The organism is Streptomyces sp. NPDC058008 (assembly GCF_042886395.1).
Classification (GTDB): domain Bacteria; phylum Actinomycetota; class Actinomycetes; order Streptomycetales; family Streptomycetaceae; genus Streptomyces.
The window spans coordinates 3,544-22,894 of sequence record NZ_JBHVQX010000038.1 but is presented as its reverse complement, the minus strand read 5'-3'; the positions used below and the strand labels follow the sequence as shown (position 1 = coordinate 22,894).

Genomic DNA, 19,351 nt, shown 5'->3' with positions numbered 1-19,351 from the left:
GGTGGTCACCCCTGCCAGCTACGAAGGTCCTCAGATGTCTGCCGAGTCGGTCTTCCCGCAGCTCGAAGCTCTGCTCCCGCATGTGCAGAAGCCCATCCAGTACGTCGGCGGTGAGCTGAACTCCACCGTCAAACCGTGGGACGAATGCGACGTCCGCTGGGCACTCATGTACCCGGACGCCTACGAGGTCGGGCTCCCCAACCAGGGCGTCATGATCCTCTACGAGGTGCTCAACGAGCGCCAGGGCGTCCTTGCCGAGCGCACGTACAGCGTGTGGCCGGACCTCGAGGAGCTGATGCGCGAGCACAAGGTGCCGCAGTTCACCGTGGACAGCCACCGCCCCGTCGGCGCCTTCGACGTGTTCGGCCTCAGCTTCTCCACCGAGCTGGGCTACACCAACATGCTCACGGCCCTGGACCTCGCGGGCATCCCGCTGGAGTCCAAGGACCGCACCGTCGACCACCCGATCGTGCTGGCGGGCGGCCACGCCGCGTTCAACCCCGAGCCGATCGCGGACTTCATCGACTGCGCGGTCATCGGCGACGGCGAGCAGGCCGTCCTGGAGATCACCGAGATCGTCCGCGCCTGGAAGGCCGAGGGCCGTCCCGGCGGCCGGGAGGAGGTGCTGTTCCGCCTCGCGAGGACGGGCGGCGTCTACGTCCCCGGCTTCTACGACGTCGAGTACCTCCCCGACGGCCGCATCGGCCGCGTCGTGCCCAACAGGTCCGGCGTGCCGTGGCGCGTGTCCAAGCACACCGTCATGGACCTCGACGAATGGCCCTACCCCAAGCAGCCGCTCGTCCCCCTCGCCGAGACCGTCCACGAGCGGATGTCCGTGGAGATCTTCCGCGGCTGCACCCGCGGCTGCCGCTTCTGCCAGGCCGGCATGATCACGCGCCCCGTGCGGGAGCGAAGCATCACCGGCATCGGCGAGATGGTGGAGAAGGGGCTCAAGGCCACCGGCTTCGAGGAGGTCGGCCTCCTGTCGCTCTCCTCCGCCGACCACACCGAGATCGGCGACATCGCCAAGGGCCTCGCCGACCGGTACACGGACGACAAGATCGGCCTCTCGCTGCCCTCCACCCGCGTCGACGCGTTCAACGTGGACCTGGCCAACGAGCTGACCCGCAACGGCCGCAGGTCGGGCCTCACCTTCGCCCCCGAGGGCGGCTCCGAGCGCATGCGCAAGGTCATCAACAAGATGGTCTCGGAGGAGGACCTGATCCGCACGGTCGCCACCGCCTACGGCAACGGCTGGCGCCAGGTGAAGCTGTACTTCATGTGCGGCCTGCCCACCGAGACCGACGAGGACGTCCTCCAGATCGGCGACATGGCGGTCAACGTGATCGCCAAGGGCCGTGAGGTCTCCGGGCAGAACGACATCCGCTGCACCGTCTCCATCGGCGGCTTCGTGCCCAAGCCGCACACCCCCTTCCAGTGGGCCCCGCAGCTCAGCGCCGAGGACACCGACGCCCGGCTGAAGAAGCTCAGGGACAAGATCCGGGACGACAAGAAGTACGGCCGCTCCATCGGCTTCCGCTACCACGACGGCAAGCCCGGCATCGTCGAGGGCCTGCTCTCCCGCGGCGACCGCCGCGTCGGCTCCGTCATCCGCGAGGTCTACGAGTCCGGCGGCCGGTTCGACGGCTGGCGCGAGCACTTCAGCTACGACCTCTGGATGAAGAGCGCCGGCAAGACGCTCCCTGACCTCGGCGTGGACGTCGACTGGTACACCACCCGCGAGCGGACGTACGAGGAGGTCCTGCCCTGGGACCACCTGGACTCCGGTCTCGACAAGGACTGGCTCTGGGAGGACTGGCAGGACTCGCTCGACGAGACCGAGGTCGAGGACTGCCGCTGGACCCCGTGCTTCGACTGCGGCGTCTGCCCCCAGCTGGACCTGGACATCCAGATCGGCCCCACCGGCAAGAAGCTCCTGCCGCTGACGGTCGTGAAGTAGACCCCACGGGTGACAGCCCGGTGACGAACGCCCGGCCCGGGAGACTCCGGGCCGGGCGTTCGCGTTCCTCCCGGTGTGCGACCCGGCGAGCGGTACCGCGGACCCGCACCCGACGAGGGCGGTGACGGCCGTCCGGCCGTCCTCGACGGAATCCCGGTCGGGATCGTGGTGCTGGTACCGGGTGGGTCGTGGGGAGGTTCGTGCGGGGTCCGGTGTTCCCGTGCCCGTGATGCGGTCGGGTGGCGTGCGGGTGAAGGCGACGTCGCTGGTGGGGGGTGTACCCGCCCCCTCTCCCGGCCCGGCCGGCCTGGTCCCTGAGCTGCGCGCCGACGGCCCGGGCCCACCGCACGGTGTGTACGCCGGTGGGGCACTTCCCGCGCGGAACGGTCCGGGCACCGCCCGGGCGCGCCGCGATCGAGGCGGGGCACGCGGCCCGCGGCGCGCTCGTTCCGGCCCGGCAGGCGCTCCGCGCCGCCCGCAGGGACGCCTCGCGCGCACGCGCCGGAGCGCCGCAGGCCACGGACGCGCGGGAACCCGAAGGGTCCGCGGCGCGTACCCTGGGTAGGACAACGACTGTCCCCAGCGCGGCGCCCGCATCCGAGATCTCCCTGCCTGCCGAGAAAACCGTCAGGCGGGGGTGAGCCGGAGCGGCACCCCGGGGCACCCCGTATTTCGTGGGCGGCACGCCACCGCGGCCGCCCCGCACCGAGGAGAAGAACCACTGGGCAAGCGACAGCCCGAAGGCCCGCCGCCCGCACCGGCGGTGCAGCGCATCAGACTGCGCTACACCAAGCGGGGCCGCCTCCGGTTCACCAGTCACCGAGACTTCCAGCGTGCCTTCGAGCGGGCGCTGCGCCGCTCCGAGGTGCCCATGGCCTACTCGGCGGGCTTCACCCCGCACCCCAAGGTGTCGTACGCCAACGCCGCCCCCACGGGTACCGGCAGTGAGGCCGAGTTCCTGGAGATCGCCCTCACCGAGGCGCGTGATCCCGCCACCCTGCGCGAACTGCTCGACGCGTCGATGCCCCAGGGCCTCGACATCGTCGACGCGGTGGAGGCCCGCACCTCCGGCCTGGCCGACCGGCTGACCGCGTCCGTATGGGAGATGCGGCTGGACGGCGTCGCCGTGCAGGACGCCGAGAAGGCCGTCGAGGCCTTCATGGGCGCCGGGACCGTAGAGGTCCAGCGCCGCGCGAAGAACGGCGTGCGGACCTTCGACGCCCGTGCGGCGGTCGTCGGCCTCCAGGCCCTCGATCCACAGCCTGATAGGTCCGGGGACGGGCCCTGTGCGATACTGCGGCTGGTAGTGCGGCACGTGACACCTGCCGTGCGACCCGACGACGTCCTGTCCGGTCTCCGAGCTGTGGCCGACCTAACGCCGCCGGTCCCCGCAGCGGTGACCAGGCTGGCGCAGGGGCTCTTCGACGAGGAGTCCGGCACGGTGACCGACCCGCTCGCGCCCGACCGCGAGGCAGCCCCGGCCGTTCCCACGGCCGATCCGGCCGCCGCGGCGGCGCCGGAAGGTGCAGGTTCCGCGTAAGGCGGTCGTTGTAGCGCAGCCCTCGGACTCGGGAGCCACCTGGGTCGGGCCGCGCACCGCCCCATAAGACTTTCGCCAGGCCGTGCGTAGCGCGTACGGAACCGGCGAGCCAGACATCAGCTCCCGTGCGGCGCCCGCGCCCCGGACGGCGGTATCGCGCACATCACGCGAATCGCGTCGGACCGGAACAAGGCGCGGCGCCCGGGAGCGCGACGGGAGAACCGCCCGCATGCACGAGCCGAACGAATCCGGTACGACCGGAAACAACGAGGACAACAACGCCCCCGGGGACAAGCTGCCGCCGCGCCGCAGGCGCCGCGCCGCTTCCCGCCCCGCCGGCCCGCCGTCGGGTGCGCCGGGCGCGGCCGTCGCCGAGGACGTCGCGCCTGCCGTGACGGCCGCCGCCGACACGGCCGAGCCCGAAGCCGAGGCCGCGCCGCCGGTGCGCGCCCGTCGCCGTGCGGTCCGTAAGGCGACCGCTCCGGCGGGTGCGCCGCAGGCCGCCGAGGTCGTGGAGCCGGTCGCCGAGACCGCCCCGGCCGAGGAGGAGGCCGAGGAGACCGCCGAGGCGGTGGAGCCCGCGCCGCCGGTGCGCGCCCGTCGTCGCGCGGTCCGTAAGGCGACCGCTCCGGCGGGTGCGCCGCAGGCCGCCGAGGTCGTGGAGCCGGTCGCCGAGACCGCCCCCGTCGAGGAGGAGGCCGAAGAGGCCCCCGCCGCCGAGGCCCCGGTCGCGGAGGCCCCCCGTGGCCGCCGCCGCGCCACCCGTAAGGCCACCGCCCCGGCGGGTGCCCCCCAGCAGACCGAGGCCGCCACGCCGGACGTCACCGCGGCCGAGCCCGTGAAGGCCGCCGAGCCCGTCGCCGAAGCCGCCGCCGAGCCGGCCGCGCCGCGAGGCCGCAGCCGCCGCCGCGCGTCGGCCCCGGCCGGTGCGCCGCAGGGCGCGCAGACCGACGAGGCCCCCGCCGTGACCGAGGCCGCCGCCGAGCCCGCCCGGACGGAGGAGCCCGCTCAGGAAGCCGCCGCCGAGGCCGCGCCGGCGCGCGCCCGCCGCCGCGCCACGCGTAAGGCGACCGCCCCGGCCGGCGCGCCGCAGCCCGCCGACGAGGCCGCCGAGGCAGCCGCGGAGAAGAGCGAGAGCCTCCCCGCCGCCGTCGCCGAGGAACTGGCCGCCGAGACCGAGCAGGTCGAGGAGGCGGCGCCGCGGGGCCGTCAGCGCCGCCGGGCCACCGCCGCCGCCGGCCGTCCCGAATTCACCGGTAGGACCGAGGAGCCCGCCCGCAAGGGCCGTCGCGCGACACGCCCCGCCGTGGCCGTGTTCCAGGCCCCGGTCTTCGCCGAGCCGATGTTCCAGACCCCCGAGACCGCGGCCGCCGCCGCGGCCGCGGCGGGCTCCGCCCCGGCGTACGACGAGAACGACGAGGTCGAGGAGCAGAAGCCCGCCGACCGCGCGCCGCGCCAGGCCGAGGACAGGCAGCCGGCCCAGGCCGCACCCGCCGAGACCGAGACCGCCTCCCAGGGAGGCTCGCGCCGGCGTCGGCGCCGTCGTGGTGAGGCCGTCGAGACCGAGCCCGCCACGACCCCGGTCACGCTTCCGGCCGAGCAGCCCGCTGCCGCCGCCGCGCCCGCCGAGGACGAGCACGAGGCCGGCTCCGGGGCGGACGCCGAGCACGAGGGCGACGACACCGACGAGTACGGGGACCGGCCCTCGCGCCGCCGCCGTCGTGGTGGCCGCCGCCGTCGTCGCGGAGAGGCCGGCGACACGGACGACGCCGAGCAGCAGCAGGACGACGGAGCCGCGGACCGCTCCGAGGACGAGCAGCAGGCGCACGAGGACGACGAGGACGACGAGCACGAGTCCTCGGGTTCCAGCAGCAGCCGCCGCCGTCGCAGGCGCCGCCGCCGCAGCGGTGACGCCTCCGGCGAGGACGCGGGAACGGGTACGGACGACCCGGAGCGCACGGTCGTCAAGGTCCGCGAGCCGCGTGAACGGCGTGGCAGGGAAACGGCCGAGCGCGAGCCCGGCACCGGCTTCGACGAGGTCCAGTCCATCAAGGGCTCGACCCGTATGGAGGCCAAGAAGCAGCGCCGACGCGAGGGCCGTGAGCAGGGCCGCCGCCGCGTCCCGATCATCACCGAGGCCGAGTTCCTCGCCCGCCGCGAGGCCGTCGAGCGCGTCATGGTCGTCCGCCAGAGCGGCGAGCGCACCCAGATCGGTGTCCTCGAGGACAACGTGCTCGTCGAGCACTACGTCAACAAGGAGCAGGCCACCAGCTACGTCGGCAACGTCTACCTGGGCAAGGTGCAGAACGTCCTGCCGTCCATGGAGGCCGCGTTCGTCGACATCGGCAAGGGCCGCAACGCCGTCCTGTACGCGGGCGAGGTCAACTTCGAGGCGCTCGGCATGGCCCACGGGCCGCGCCGCATCGAGACCGCGCTGAAGTCCGGCCAGTCCGTCCTCGTCCAGGTCACGAAGGACCCCATCGGCCACAAGGGCGCCCGCCTGACCAGCCAGGTCTCGCTGCCCGGCCGGTACCTGGTCTACGTGCCCGAGGGCTCGATGACCGGCATCAGCCGCAAGCTGCCCGACACCGAGCGCGCCCGGCTGAAGACCATCCTCAAGAAGATCGTCCCCGAGGACGCGGGCGTCATCGTGCGTACCGCCGCCGAGGGCGCGAGCGAGGACGAGCTGCGCCGTGACGTCGAGCGGCTCCAGCAGCAGTGGGAAGAGATCCAGAAGAAGTCGAAGAACACCAGCAGCTCCAACGCGCCGACGCTGCTCTACGGCGAGCCGGACATGACCGTCCGGGTCGTCCGGGACATCTTCAACGAGGACTTCTCGAAGGTGATCGTCAGCGGTGACGACGCCTGGGAGACCATCCACGGCTATGTCTCGCACGTGGCACCGGACCTGACGGACCGTCTCTCACGCTGGACGTCCGAGGTGGACGTCTTCGCGACGTACCGCATCGACGAGCAGCTGATGAAGGCGCTGGACCGCAAGGTCTACCTGCCGAGCGGCGGCTCGCTGGTGATCGACAAGACCGAGGCGATGGTGGTCGTCGACGTCAACACCGGCAAGTTCACGGGCCAGGGCGGGAACCTCGAGGAGACCGTCACCAAGAACAACCTGGAGGCCGCCGAGGAGATCGTGCGCCAGCTGCGGCTGCGCGACCTCGGAGGCATCGTCGTCGTCGACTTCATCGACATGGTGCTGGAGTCCAACCGGGACCTGGTGCTGCGGCGGCTGCTGGAGTGCCTGGGCCGCGACCGTACGAAGCACCAGGTCGCCGAGGTCACGTCGCTCGGCCTGGTCCAGATGACCCGCAAGCGGGTGGGCCAGGGCCTGCTGGAGTCCTTCTCCGAGACCTGCGTCCACTGCAACGGGCGTGGCGTGATCGTCCACATGGAGCAGCCCACGGCCGCCGGCGGCGGCGGTGGCGGCAAGCGGTCCAAGAAGCGCGGCCGCGGCGGCGCCGGACACGAGCACGGCCAGGACCACGAGCACGCCGAGCAGCCGGCGGAGGTGGAGACGGAGGCCGAGGTGGCCGCGGAGGTCGCCGCCCCGGTGGCCCTGCCCGAGCCGGAGTTCGTGGCCGACGAGGAGCTGTACAGCAGCCCGGCCGAGGCCGAGGCGGCGGCGTCCCGCGGCCGTGGCCGCCGGCGCGCGACCCGCAAGGCGACGGCTCCGGCCGGCGCACCCGCCGCCGAGACCGCCCCGGCGGCCCCGGCGGCCGAGGAGGAGCCGAGGCCCGAACCGGCCGCCGAGATCCCGGCGGAGGCTCCCGCCGCACCCGAGGCCGAGGCCGCGCCCCCGGCCCGTACCCGGCGCAGGGCGACCCGGAAGGCGTCCGCCCCCGCGGGCTCGCCCAAGGCGGCCGACGTGACACCCCCGGTGCAGCCGGCCGAGCCCGCGGCGGAGCCCGTCGCGGTCGAGGACCCGGTCGTCGAGGCTCCGGCGCCCACCGCACCGGCGGAGACCCCCGAGGCCCCGAAGGCTGACGAGGAGTCCGCCCCGGCGGCCCCGCCGCGCGCCCGTCGCCGGGCGACCCGCAAGGCCACCGCGCCCGCCGGGTCACCGGCCGGAGCCGAGGAGGCCGAAGTCGTCGTGGTCACCGACGAGGGCTCCGACACGCCCGGTACCGAAGCGGCGGAGCCCGAAGCGCCGGTGAAGAAGACCGCGGCGCGGAAGACCGCTAAGAAGGCCACGGCGAAGAAGGCGGCCACCAAGAAGACGGCCGCCAAGACGGTCGCGAAGAAGACCGCGGCGAAGAAGACGACGACGAAGAAGGCAGCGGCCAAGAAGACCGTCGCCGCCGAGCAGTCGTCGCCTTCCGTGACAGCGTCGACGTCGTCGGCCGACTCGGGGCCGGCCGCCGGCTGAGCATTTCGTAACCGGTTGTTCATCGATCCGTGTCCCGCCCCGAAGCCTTCGGGGCGGGACACGTGCTTTGTTTCAGAACTGATGCAGTAGCCGGTTAACGGGCCCGAAATCACCTGAGAAATCCCTGATAATGTGACGGCGGTCGCTGCCTGTGAAGTTCCCGCGAGGGAACTACGGTCAGTGACCGATCCGGTTCACGACCGACCGGGTCCAGTTTCCTCGGTAGGGCGTCGGCATTGTGCCGGTGGGGTGACGCGCGGCCTCGTGAGACGTCCCGCACCCCGGATCTCTGCCTGTGAAGAGCTCTTGCGGTGTTCAAGGAGGACGTCCATGACGAGCATCAACGAGCAGCCGATTCCTGCTGCCCGCCCTGTCATCGGTGAAGAGGAGATCGAGGCCGCGGTGCGCGTGCTGCGCAGCGGTCGCGTCGTGCAGGGCCCGGAGGTCGCGGCCTTCGAGGAGGGCTTCTCCGAGCTGGTCGACGGCCGCCACTGCGTCGCCGTCAACTCCGGCACCTCCGCACTGCACATGCTCCTGCTCGCCCTCGGCATCGGCCCGGGCGACGAGGTGATCGTCCCTTCGTTCTCCTTCGCGGCCTCCGCCAACGCCGTCCGACTGGTGGGCGCCGACGTGGTGTTCGCCGACATCGAGCCCGGCAGCTACGGCCTCGACCCGGCCGCGGTGGAAGCGGCCGTCACGCCGCGCACCGCCGCCATCATGCCGGTGCACCTCTACGGCCACCCGGCCGCCATGGACAAGCTCATGCCCATCGCGGCCAAGCACAAACTCGCCGTCGTCGAAGACGCCTGCCAGGCGCACGCGGCGGCCCTGAACGGCACCCCCGTGGGCGCGTTCGGCGAAGGAGGAACGTTCAGCTTCTACCCGACGAAGAACATGCACGCCCTGGAGGGCGGCATGGTCACGACGGCCGACGCCGAACTCGCCCGCACCCTGCGCCTCCTGCGCAACCAGGGCATGGAGCAGCGGTACGCCAACGAGATCGTCGGCGCCAACATGCGCATGACGGACGTGGCCGCCGCCGTCGGCCGCGTACAGCTCACCAAGGTCGGTGGCTGGACCGAGCAGCGCCGCGCCAACGCCGCGTACCTCGACGCGCACATCTCCGCCCCGAACGTCACGACGCCGCCGGTCGCCGAAGGTGCCCGCCACGTCTACCACCAGTACACGATCCGGGTGCGGGGGGACCGCGAGGCCGCGATGGCCAAGCTCACCGAGGCGGGCGTCGGCAACGCCGTCTACTACCCGACCCCGATCCACCGGCTGAAGCCGTACTGGGAGCCGGACCAGAAGGCCGGCCGGAACTGGGACCTGCCCGAGACCGAGCGGGCCGCCGCCGAGGTCGTCTCGCTCCCCGTCCACCCGTCGCTCGGCGAGGGCGACCTCGAACGCATCGCCAACGCGGTGAACGCACTGGGGGAGAGCCTGTGACCGCCGTACTGAAGGCCGGGCTCGTCGGCCTCGGCTCCATGGGGCGCCACCACGCCCGTGTCCTCGCCGGCCTCGACGGTGTGGAACTCGTCGGCGTCGTCGACCCGATGGGCGACAAGAACGGCTGGGCGCAGGGCGCCCCCGTCCTGTCGGCCGTCGAGGAACTCATCGCGCTCGGCATCGACTACGCCGTCGTGGCCTGCCCGACCGCCCTGCACGAGGAGGTCGGCCTGCAACTGGCCGACGCCGGTGTCTGCGCCCTGATCGAGAAGCCGCTGGCCGACACCGTCGAGGGCGCCCGCCGCCTCGTCGAGGCCTTCGAGTCGCGCGGCCTCGTCGCCGGAGTCGGCCACATCGAGCGCTGCAACCCGGCTCTGCTCTCGCTGCGCGGCCGCCTGGAGGCGGGCGAGCTCGGAGACGTCTTCCAGGTCGTGACCCGCCGTCAGGGGCCCTTCCCGCACCGCATCGCGGACGTCGGCGTCGTCAAGGACCTCGCCACGCACGACATCGACCTGACGGGATGGGTGACCGGCCAGACGTACACGTCGATCGCCGCCCACACCGTCTCCAAGTCCGGCCGCCCGCACGAGGACATGGTCTCCGCGGTGGGCCAGCTCTCCGACGGCACCATGGTCAACCACCTGGTCAACTGGCTGAGCCCGCTCAAGGAGCGCTTCACGTCGGTCACCGGTGAGCGCGGCTGCTACATCGCCGACACGCTGACCGCCGACCTCACGTTCCACTCGAACGCGGCGGTGACCACCGAGTGGGAGGCGCTGCGCGCGTTCCGCGGTGTCTCCGAGGGCGACATGATCCGCTACGCCATCCCGAAGCGCGAGCCGCTCCTGGTCGAGCACGAACTCTTCAGGGACGCGGTGCTGGGCGAGCCGGCCGACATCTGCACGCTGCGGCAGGGACTGCGTACCGTCGAGGTGGCGGCGGCGGTCCTGGAGTCGGCCGTGAGCCGCACCACCGTCCGCCTCACGGACGGACAGCAAGCGGGTCAGGGGCTGGAGAGTTGACCACACCGGACGTCACCGTCGTCGTAGCCGTCTACAACACCATGCCGTACCTGACCGAGTGCCTGAACTCACTGGCCGGTCAGAGCATCGGACTCGATCGCCTGCAGGTCGTCGCGGTCGACGACGGTTCCACGGACGACAGCGGGCAGGAACTCGATCGTTTCGCGGCGAAGTACCCCGACACGTTCACCGTGGTGCACCAGGCCAATTCCGGCGGGCCTGCCGCACCGAGCAATCGGGCTCTGGAATTGGCCACCGGCCGTTACGTGTATTTCATCGGCTCCGACGACTATCTCGGTGACGAGGCGCTGGAGCGCATGGTGGCATGCGCCGACGAACACGGTTCCGATGTGGTCGTGGGCAAAATGGTCGGAACCAACGGCCGTTATGTGCACCAGAAACTCTATGCCGAGAACAATGCGGACGTCAGCCTCTTCGATTCGGCGCTGCCCTACACGCTGGCCAACACCAAACTGTTCCGGCGTGAACTCGTCGAGAAGCACCGCCTGCGTTTCCCCGAGGACATGCCGGTCGGCAGCGACCAGCCGTTCACGATCGAGGCGTGCGTCCGGGCCCGCAAGATCTCGGTGGTCGCCGACTACACGTGCTACTACGCGGTCAAACGCGGCGACTCCAGCAACATCACCTACCGGGCCGATCACCTGGCCCGGCTGGCCTGCGCCGCGAAGATCATGGAGCACACGGCCGGTCTGATCGAGCCCGGCCCCGAGCGCGACGCCGTGTTCAAGAGGCATTTCGAGTGGGAGCTCTCCAAGCTCCTCCAGAAGGACTTCGCCCTCCTGGACACGGACACCAAACGCCGGGTGTGCGAAGGAATAGCCGAACTGCTGGACGCCTACTACACCGACGCCCTGCGGGACAACACAGGTGTGACCCGGCGCGTCCGTTTCGGCCTGGCCCGACGCGGCGCGGTCGACGAACTCACCCGTGCGCTCACCGACGAGGCGGAGCACGGGGCCCCGCCCTTCCTCCTGGAGGACGGACGCGCCTTCGCGGCGTACCCGGGCTTCAGGGACAGCGCGGTCGGCCTGCCGGACAGCTGCTACGAGGTCCTCGGCGAAGGCGTCGCCGGGCGCCTCGCCAAGCACACGGAGCTCGAGTCCGCCGAGTGGGAGCAGAAGGGGTCCGAGCTCTCGCTCACGCTCGTCCTGCGGCTCGGCGTCATCGGCGACACGTCCTCGGTGGGGGTCGCGCTCGTCCAGGGGGCGATGCCCAAGAGCGCGGACAAGCCGGGAGCCCGCCGGCTGCCCGCGGGGACCGTCCCGCCGGCCGCGTCCGGTGACATCACCGGGGAGACGGCGGAGGACGGGAAGCGGACCAGGCTGACCGCGCGCATCCCCCTCCAGCCGGCCAACGCCAAGCGCGGTGTCCGGGTCCACGTGGACGTGGCAGGCTCGGTGTACGAGATCCCCGTGCGGGCCGACGGGCTCCCGATGCCGCTGGCCCGGCGCTGGGGCGGAGCGGTACCGCACCGGGTGTCCGCCAACGTGAATCCGAAGGGCCGTCTCGTCATCACCACCGCTCCTCTGTGGGAGACGAAGACGGGTGTGTTCAGGCGCCTGCGCCGCAAGCTGTCCAGGCTGAAGAGGAAAGTAACCCGATGAACATCTGTGTAGTCGCGCTCGGCAAGATCGGTCTTCCGCTCGCCGTGCAGTTCGCCGCCAAGGGCCACACCGTCGTGGGCGCGGACGTCAACGCGAAGGTCGTCGAGCTGGTCAACGCGGCCACCGAGCCGTTCCCCGGCGAGCACGACCTGGACGTCAAGCTCAAGGAGACCGTGGGCGCGGGCCTGCTCTCCGCGACGACGGACACCACGGCCGCGGTCGCCGCGTCCGACGCCGTCGTGGTCGTCGTCCCGCTGTTCGTGGACGCCGAGGGCACCCCGGACTTCGGCTGGATGGACTCGGCGACGAAGGCGATCGCCGCGGGCCTGAAGCCGGGCACCCTCGTCAGCTACGAGACGACGCTGCCGGTCGGTACCACGCGCACCCGCTGGGCGCCGATGCTCGCCGAGGGCTCCGGCCTCACCCCGGGCCGCGACTTCCACCTCGTCTTCTCCCCGGAGCGCGTCCTGACCGGCCGCGTCTTCTCGGACCTGCGCCGTTACCCGAAGCTCGTCGGCGGCATCGACGAGGCCTCCTCGCAGCGCGGTGTGGAGTTCTACGAGGCGGTGCTCGACTTCGACGACCGCGAGGACCTGCCCCGCCCCAACGGCGTCTGGGACCTCGGCACGGCGGAGGCCTCGGAGCTCGCCAAGCTCGCCGAGACCACGTACCGCGACGTCAACATCGGTCTGGCCAACCAGTTCGCCCGGTTCGCCGACAAGAACGACATCGACGTCAAGAAGGTCATCGAGGCCTGCAACAGCCAGCCCTACAGCCACATCCACCAGCCCGGCATCGCCGTCGGCGGCCACTGCATCCCGATCTACCCGCGGATGTACCTGTGGAACGACCCGGAGGCCACCGTCGTGCGCTCGGCCCGCGAGGCCAACGCCGCGATGCCCGAGTACTCCGTCGACCTGCTGGCCGCCGCCTACGGCGACCTGGACGGCGTCGGGGTCCTGGTGCTGGGTGCCGCTTATCGCGGAGGGGTCAAGGAGACCGCCTTCTCCGGCGTCTTCGGGGTCGTCGAGGCGCTGAAGGCGCGCGGCGCGGTCCCGTTCGTCTCCGACCCGATGTACACGGCCGACGAGCTGACCGCGCACGGTCTCGTGCCGCACGAGGGCCAGGCCGTCACCGCCGCGATCCTCCAGGCCGACCACGCGGAGTACCGCGAGCTGGCCGCCGCCGACCTGCCGGACGTCCGCGTCCTGGTCGACGGGCGCCGCACGACGGACCCGGCCAACTGGGCGGGCGTCCGCCGCGTCGTCATCGGCGGCTGACCGTATGACCTGGCTGATCACCGGCGGGGCCGGCTACATCGGGTCGCACGTCGTCAGGGCGATGACGGGACACGCCTCCCTCGTCGTCCTCGACGACCTCAGCACCGGCCGTGCCGAACGCCTTCCCGCCGGGGTGCCGTTGGTGCAGGGCTCGGTCCTCGACCGGGAGACGGTCGACCGAGTCCTGCGCGAGCACTCCGTGACGGGCATCGTGCACATCGCGGGGAAGAAGCGGGTGGCCGAGTCCGTGGACCGGCCGCTGTACTACTACCGCGAGAACATCGAGGGACTGCGCGTCCTGCTCGACGCGGCCGCGGGCGCGGGAGTGGACCGTTTCGTCTTCTCCTCCTCGGCGGCCGTCTACGGCATGCCCGACGTCGACCTGGTGACGGAGGAGACCCCCTGTCTCCCCCTCAGCCCGTACGGCGAGACGAAGCTCGCCGGCGAGTGGATGGTGGCCGCGGCGGGCAAGGCGCACGGCATGGCCACGGTCTCCCTGCGGTACTTCAACGTGGCGGGGGCCGCGTCGCCCGAACTGGGCGACGACGGCGTCTTCAACCTGGTGCCGATGGTCTTCGAACGGCTCACCGGGAACGAACGGCCGCGGGTCTTCGGCGACGACTACGCCACCCCCGACGGCACGTGCGTCCGTGACTACATCCATGTCGAGGACGTCGCCGCCGCCCACCTCTCGGCCGCCCAGCGCCTCCTGGACGACCGGTCCGCGTCCCTCGTGCTCAACATCGGCCGTGGCCAGGGGGTCTCGGTCACCGAGATGGTCGCCGTCATCCAGGACGTCACCGGATACCACGAGCTGAAGCCCGAGATCGGGGCACGGCGGCCCGGCGACCCCGCCAGGGTCGTCGCCGCGGCCGACCGCATCGGCGCCGAACTGGGCTGGACGTCGCGCCACGACGTCCGGGCCATGGTGGCCTCGGCCTGGGACGGGTGGTGTCTGAGACACCCGGAAGCCCGTCGCTGAACGGTCCGTCCAACGGCTGAGGCCCGTACCCCCTGGGGGGTACGGGCCTCAGCCGTTGGACGGACGCCGGATCAGGCCTCGTCGAGGAAGAGCCCGTCGAACTGCTTCCCGACGACGCTCCAGTCCCAGGCCGAGACGGCGTGCTCCGAAGCCAGCGAGCCCGCCTTCTGCCAGGACTCCTCGGTCGAGGTGACGTCCAGGATGCGCTGAGCGGCCTCCTCGGGTGAGCCGACGACCCAGCCCTCCGGGTAGAGGGTCCGCGCGCTGTTCGCCCGGCCCGCGTAGAAGGGCCAGTCACGGACGACCGGCAGGGCGGCGCTCGCGGCGCCCTCCATCAGTCCCACGTGGCAGCCTTCGCGCACCGACGAACTGAGGATCACGCCGATGTCGGTCAGCGCGCTTGGGACGTCGTCGGTCGGACCCAGCCGCACCACCGCGCCGGACTCGACGAGGGGAGCCAGCTCCCGCTCGAGGAGCGCCCGGTAGTCCGCGGTGGCCTTGCTGGTCTTCGGCTCCATGTCACCGCCCACCAGGAGCAGCCGGTAGCGCTCGTCGTGCTCCCGCACGCGCTTGAGCACGTCCACCGCCCACAGCGGATCCTTGGCGACCTGGCTGACGCCGATCAGGCCGAGGTTGAAGCGGGCTTCGGCGGGCTTGGGCCGGACGAAGCCGGACAGCTCCATCGCGTTGTCGAGCAGGTGCGTGCGCGGTGCGCCGTCGCCGCGCAGCTGCGGCACCAGCGAGGTGACCAGGTCCCTGACGTGCGGGGCGACGAAGACGAGGTCGTCGACCCGGGAGAAGTCCGTCATGTGGGGCCAGCGCGTGAACGCCTCGTAGCTGTGCAGCCGCACCACGATGCGGGTGTCGCCGGGATCGATGGTGGTGAGCATCGCGGCGGGCCCGACGGACCAGTCGAGGAACACCGTGTCCGCCCAGTCCAGGTACGGACGCATCAGCCGCTCGACGTCCGCCTGGTAGTCGGTCGTCCCGTCGGCCAGCTTGTCCTCGAGCATGAGCCGCGCGGCCCACGAGATCCGCTTCAGCCACTTCTGGGCGGCGAGGTCCAGGTAGCGGAGCTCGACCCGCGGGTGGTCCTCGTACCGCGACAGCACGTGGTGGAGGAAGTTCGCGTTGGCACTCGTGGTGACGAGCAGGCGCAACGGGCGGTCGGCCGGAGGGGCCGCCGCGGGGGTCTTCCTGCCGCGCGGCCGGGCCACCGCCTGGAAGGCCGTCGAGCTCTGGAGGCGCTTGATGTACTTCTCCGCGTCCTCGGCCAGCGGCGAGCTCAGCTGGTCTATGTGCAGAACGCGGTGGAAGTCCAGGAAGAGCGCCCTGTTCAGAGCCTCGGACGCGGCCTCGTGGTCACCCTTGGCGTACAGCTCGTCCGCCTCCGCGAGACGGGCGCCGACCGCCTTGGGAAGATCACGGGGGCTGATGCCCCGGGCGATCTCCGTCATGACGCCCTCGTCCAGCAGCTCGGCGCGCAGCGCGGGATCGGGGATCCTGGAAGCGGCCGTCGTCAGCGCTATGGCCGCGCCGCTGGTACGGCCGGCCCACTGCATGCCCTCCGCGACGTAACGGGAGGCCGCCACCCGTGCCTTGACCGGCACACCAGGGGCGCTCACCGCGGAACGCCAGAGCCGGGCGCCGAGGGCGGAGCGCATGACGGGGCGCGCCGTCGCCGTGCGCATCATGGCCGCCGGGATGTTGTCGATGGACCGGCGTACGTCCTTGGCGACCGCGCCGAGCGCCGGGAGGGTGGCCTGGCGGGCGACCGTCCCCTGCTGCCTGAGCTTGTCCAGGGCCGTCAGGGCCGCCGAGACGCCGAAGTGGGCCTCAGCCGCGGGGTTGTACTGCGAGAGCCGCCACACCGTGTAGACGGCCCCGGTGTCCAGGGCCACGATGACCTGGGCCTTCAGCGCGCGCTGCCGGAGCCAGCGGTCCCGCTGCGACTGAAGCCACACCCGCATGCCCGGGGGGGACGCCTTGGCCCTGCGCCGGACCGAACTGCTCCGGCTGGACAGACCGCGGGGCAGCTGGTGCACCCCCTCCAGCGCGATCAGGGACAGCTCCTCCTCCACCGCCATCACATGGAAGGTGCCCGCCAGGTAGACCCCGGCTTCGCGGTCACGGAACTTGCCCACCGAGTCGGCCAGGAGACCGAGCTCCGGTCTTTTGGTGGCGACGAACAGAACCTCGGTCACGACGCGGTGCCTCCGGTGACGATGGACTTCTCGGCGAGGACCGCTGCGTCCTCGGTGCCCGTGCCCGCCGCGCGGTCGGCGGCGAGCTGGTCGATCAGCTCCTTGACCGCGACGGTCATCAGCGTCTCCCTGGTGAACTGGTCCGCGTGGGCCATCGCCTCCGCGTGGACGGCGTCGCTGGTCTCGACGGCCATGTGCGCCGCGCGGATGAACGAGCCGGTCAGCGCCTCCTCGTCCAGACCGACCGCGCCGGTCCACAGCGGGTGGCCGCGCAGGACGTTCGACGCGTCGTGTTCGACGACGTGCGCCGACACGATGGGCAGCCCCGTCGCCATGTACTCGTAGACCTTGCCCGAGGTCACGTAGCGGCCGCCGATGAGGATCAGGACCATGGCGTCCCACGCGGCGTAGATCGAGGCGACCTCCGCCTTGGCGGCGGGACCGCCGAAGCGGACACCGTCGGCCTCGGCCTGCTTCAGTATCTCGGCGTGGCGGTTCGCCTCGCGGCCGGCACCGTTGCCGATGTGGCCGCGCACGTCGAAGCGCGCGTTGGCCAGCAGCGGCTCCTGCTCGCGAGCCGCCCGCCAGGCGGCGAGTACGGTCTCGAGGTGCTGGGCGGTGAAGTTGACCGTGCCCAGGTAGCCGAAGGCGAGGCCGGACTCCGGATCGGGCCGGTGCGCGCGGCCCGGTGAGCTGTCCGCGTCGTAACCGTTGCGGACGACGCGGATGCGGTCCGCGAAATCGGGGTACCGCGTGCGGTAGTGGTCGGCGATCGGATCGTTGACCACCCACAGCGAGACCGCGTTGTCCAGGATCTTCTGCTCCCAGCGCCCGAGCTCGGAGTCGCGTGAGAAGGCCTCCACGCCCTCGATCACGTCGATCGACCAGCCGTCGCGGAAGTCGACCGCGTACGGGACCCGTGCCTCCTCCCACAGCTTCCACGCCGCGGCGAGGTTCACGTAGGGGACGCAGCTGGCGAGGAGGAGATCCGCGTGGTGCTCACGGTGGATGTCCAGTACCGCCTGCTCGAGCGCACCGCGCCACTCGCCGAAGTTCGACTCGGGGAAGGTGCTGGTCTGGCGGGCGCGGAGCTGGGCGACCCAGGCGTTGGGCCGGAGCGCGCGCTCCTCGTCGTAGAGACGGATGTCCGTCTCCAGGTCCTCACGCGCCAGCGGGAGTTCGACGATGTTCACCAGCGGGTCGACCTGCTCCAGGAGAGTCAGGTCGACACCGGAGTCCCGCTCCCAGGATTCCTGGGCGATCGTGACGACGGTGACATCCCAGCCTGCGTTGATGAACTGGTTCGCGGTCTCGCGCATGCGGTACGCGCAGCTCTTGGCAGCCGGCGGGAAACCGATGGCGAGGTAGATCACATGCGGCCGAGCGCCTTTGGTGGGCAGCCCGGACCTGGGAGACGCTGACATAACGGATGACGCTAGCACGGTGACATATACGTATAAGCGCCGCTCGCGGCGCTCCGCACGTCACGCGCGCCGGCTTCCCCCCTTCCACTCTTCCATGATCCGGACGACGTTCTCCGCCGCGTGACCGTCGCCGTACGGCGTACCGGGGTCCGCGGTGGGCGTGGCCCGGGTCACCGTGTCGGCCCAGGCGCCCGCGTCCATCGTGTGCGGGTCGGGCACCAGGACGTTCCAGCCGGTCCCGACCGTCTCCACCCACTCCGTCTCGGGGCGGATCGTCGTCGTGATCCTCTTGAGGAGAAACGCTTCTTTCTGCAGGCCGCCCGAGTCGGTGACGACACCGGAAGAGGCCAGCACGGCGGCGACGAGGCCCGCGTAGGGGAGAGGGCGGCCGACGTGGACGGCTCCCTGGTCCAGCTTGATGCCGTGCTCCTCGGCGCGAGCGACAAGCCGCGGGTGGGCGAGCAGGGCCACGGGGACCGGCAGGCCGGCCAGGGACTCCAGGATCGCCGAGAGGCGTGCGGGGTCGTCGGTGTTGTCCGGACGGTGCAGCGTGGCGAGGAGGAACGGCTGCGTGGGGTCGATGCCCTCGGGCAGCGCGGGCGCGGCGTGCTCCCCGGCGAGCACGGCGTCGCGGATCCGCAGGCAGATGTCGACCATCACGTCGCCGGCCAGCTCGGAGCGCTCGGAGAGCCCCTCGGCCGCCAGGTGGCGCATCGCCTCCTCGGTCGGTGCCAGGAGGAGGTCCGCGCAGTGGTCGGTCAGTACCCGGTTGTGCTCCTCCGGCATGCGCCGGTTGAAGGAACGCAGGCCCGCTTCCAGGTGGGCGACCGGGAGGTGCATCTTCACCGCGGAGAGTGCGCCCGCGATGGTGGAGTTGGTGTCCCCGTAGACCAGGACCCAGTCCGGCTTCTCCCGCTCGAGAACCGGGTCGAGTGCGGAAAGCACGGATCCCGTCTGCGACCCGTGACTTCCGGAGCCCACACCCAGATGGACATCGGGGTCGGGGATACCGAGCCCGTCGAAGAAGACATCGGACAGGTCCGCGTCGTAGTGCTGGCCCGTGTGCACGATGAAATGCTCGTGTTCCGTACCTGCGAAGGCTGCCGAGATGGGCGCCAGCTTCACCAATTGTGGACGGGCACCGACGATGCTGATGACTTTCACTGAGCACTCTTCTTCTGGGTCAGGTCACACGTGGGATGTCAGGCCAATGGTAGGCAATCGCCGGGGCGCGGGCGCTCCACCTCGGCGGTGTCGAAGGCGCGTCATGACGCTGTCACCTGGGGCTGGGGCCTGCGCCGGTGCCTTTCACGGCCTGATAACAATCAGGCGAACAAAATGGGCGGGTCTCCTTACAGGGAGAGGAAAAGCGCGCGGGCTGGCCGGTTTACGGGAAGTGCCGCCGGTTTGGACTTTGTGTGCGCGCCCCCTCAACCGGGGGGAACCGGGTTACCCGGGTCGGGGCGGGGCCCCCGCCGGGACCC

11 protein-coding genes are annotated in these 19,351 nt (G+C 71.6%); 8 read left to right on the top strand and 3 right to left on the bottom strand.

The window, feature by feature from the left end; translation table 11 throughout:
• The first annotated feature begins 34 nt into the window (after positions 1-34).
• From ACFVS9_RS29575 to galE, 8 genes are all read left to right on the top strand, one after another.
• On the top strand, positions 35-1,960 hold the full coding sequence (locus ACFVS9_RS29575) for a TIGR03960 family B12-binding radical SAM protein (protein ID WP_383113304.1): 1,926 nt from the start codon (positions 35-37) through the stop codon (positions 1,958-1,960).
• A gap of 763 nt (positions 1,961-2,723) precedes the next feature.
• Positions 2,724-3,500: a TIGR03936 family radical SAM-associated protein gene (locus tag ACFVS9_RS29570; protein WP_389937267.1), complete on the top strand. Its 777-nt coding sequence runs from the start codon at positions 2,724-2,726 to the stop codon at positions 3,498-3,500.
• A 229-nt stretch (positions 3,501-3,729) separates the two neighbouring features.
• Positions 3,730-7,881 (top strand): Rne/Rng family ribonuclease, encoded by a 4,152-nt coding sequence (locus ACFVS9_RS29565; RefSeq protein WP_389937264.1) that lies wholly within the window; start codon positions 3,730-3,732, stop codon positions 7,879-7,881.
• A gap of 330 nt (positions 7,882-8,211) precedes the next feature.
• Complete coding sequence (locus ACFVS9_RS29560) at positions 8,212-9,330, top strand: DegT/DnrJ/EryC1/StrS family aminotransferase (RefSeq protein WP_383113301.1); 1,119 nt, start codon at positions 8,212-8,214, stop codon at positions 9,328-9,330.
• Positions 9,327-10,352, top strand: a complete 1,026-nt coding sequence (locus ACFVS9_RS29555) for a Gfo/Idh/MocA family protein (RefSeq protein ID WP_389937261.1) — start codon at positions 9,327-9,329, stop codon at positions 10,350-10,352. Before ACFVS9_RS29560 ends, ACFVS9_RS29555 begins: the two co-directional genes overlap by 4 nt.
• Positions 10,349-11,977: a glycosyltransferase family 2 protein gene (locus ACFVS9_RS29550; RefSeq protein ID WP_389937258.1), complete on the top strand. Its 1,629-nt coding sequence runs from the start codon at positions 10,349-10,351 to the stop codon at positions 11,975-11,977. The genes ACFVS9_RS29555 and ACFVS9_RS29550 overlap by 4 nt, the downstream gene beginning before the upstream one ends.
• Positions 11,974-13,257 (top strand): nucleotide sugar dehydrogenase, encoded by a 1,284-nt coding sequence (locus ACFVS9_RS29545; RefSeq protein ID WP_383113296.1) that lies wholly within the window; start codon positions 11,974-11,976, stop codon positions 13,255-13,257. The genes ACFVS9_RS29550 and ACFVS9_RS29545 overlap by 4 nt, the downstream gene beginning before the upstream one ends.
• 4 nt (positions 13,258-13,261) lie before the next feature.
• Positions 13,262-14,239 (top strand): UDP-glucose 4-epimerase GalE, encoded by a 978-nt coding sequence (gene galE / locus ACFVS9_RS29540; protein WP_389937255.1) that lies wholly within the window; start codon positions 13,262-13,264, stop codon positions 14,237-14,239.
• 71 nt (positions 14,240-14,310) lie between these two features.
• On the opposite strand, the gene ACFVS9_RS29535 is transcribed toward galE, so the two are convergent.
• The 3 genes from ACFVS9_RS29535 to wecB form a co-directional block, all read right to left on the bottom strand.
• Positions 14,311-16,443, bottom strand: a complete 2,133-nt coding sequence (locus ACFVS9_RS29535) for a glycosyltransferase family 1 protein (protein WP_389937252.1) — start codon at positions 16,441-16,443, stop codon at positions 14,311-14,313.
• Positions 16,440-17,816 carry a glycosyltransferase gene (locus tag ACFVS9_RS29530; protein WP_389937324.1) on the bottom strand — a complete coding sequence of 459 codons (1,377 nt, stop codon included), beginning with the start codon at positions 17,814-17,816 and terminating at the stop codon, positions 16,440-16,442. Before ACFVS9_RS29530 ends, ACFVS9_RS29535 begins: the two co-directional genes overlap by 4 nt.
• 111 nt (positions 17,817-17,927) lie before the next feature.
• On the bottom strand, positions 17,928-19,031 hold the full coding sequence (wecB, locus tag ACFVS9_RS29525; protein ID WP_389937249.1) for a non-hydrolyzing UDP-N-acetylglucosamine 2-epimerase: 1,104 nt from the start codon (positions 19,029-19,031) through the stop codon (positions 17,928-17,930).
• Positions 19,032-19,351 lie beyond the last annotated feature (320 nt).

Coding starts and splice junctions, on each gene's coding strand:
- ACFVS9_RS29575 (WP_383113304.1), top strand. CDS start 35: ATGTCTGCCGAGTCGGTCTTCCCGCAGCTCGAAGCTCTGCTCCCGCAT.
- galE (WP_389937255.1), top strand. CDS start 13,262: ATGACCTGGCTGATCACCGGCGGGGCCGGCTACATCGGGTCGCACGTC.
- ACFVS9_RS29560 (WP_383113301.1), top strand. CDS start 8,212: ATGACGAGCATCAACGAGCAGCCGATTCCTGCTGCCCGCCCTGTCATC.
- ACFVS9_RS29545 (WP_383113296.1), top strand. CDS start 11,974: ATGAACATCTGTGTAGTCGCGCTCGGCAAGATCGGTCTTCCGCTCGCC.
- ACFVS9_RS29565 (WP_389937264.1), top strand. CDS start 3,730: ATGCACGAGCCGAACGAATCCGGTACGACCGGAAACAACGAGGACAAC.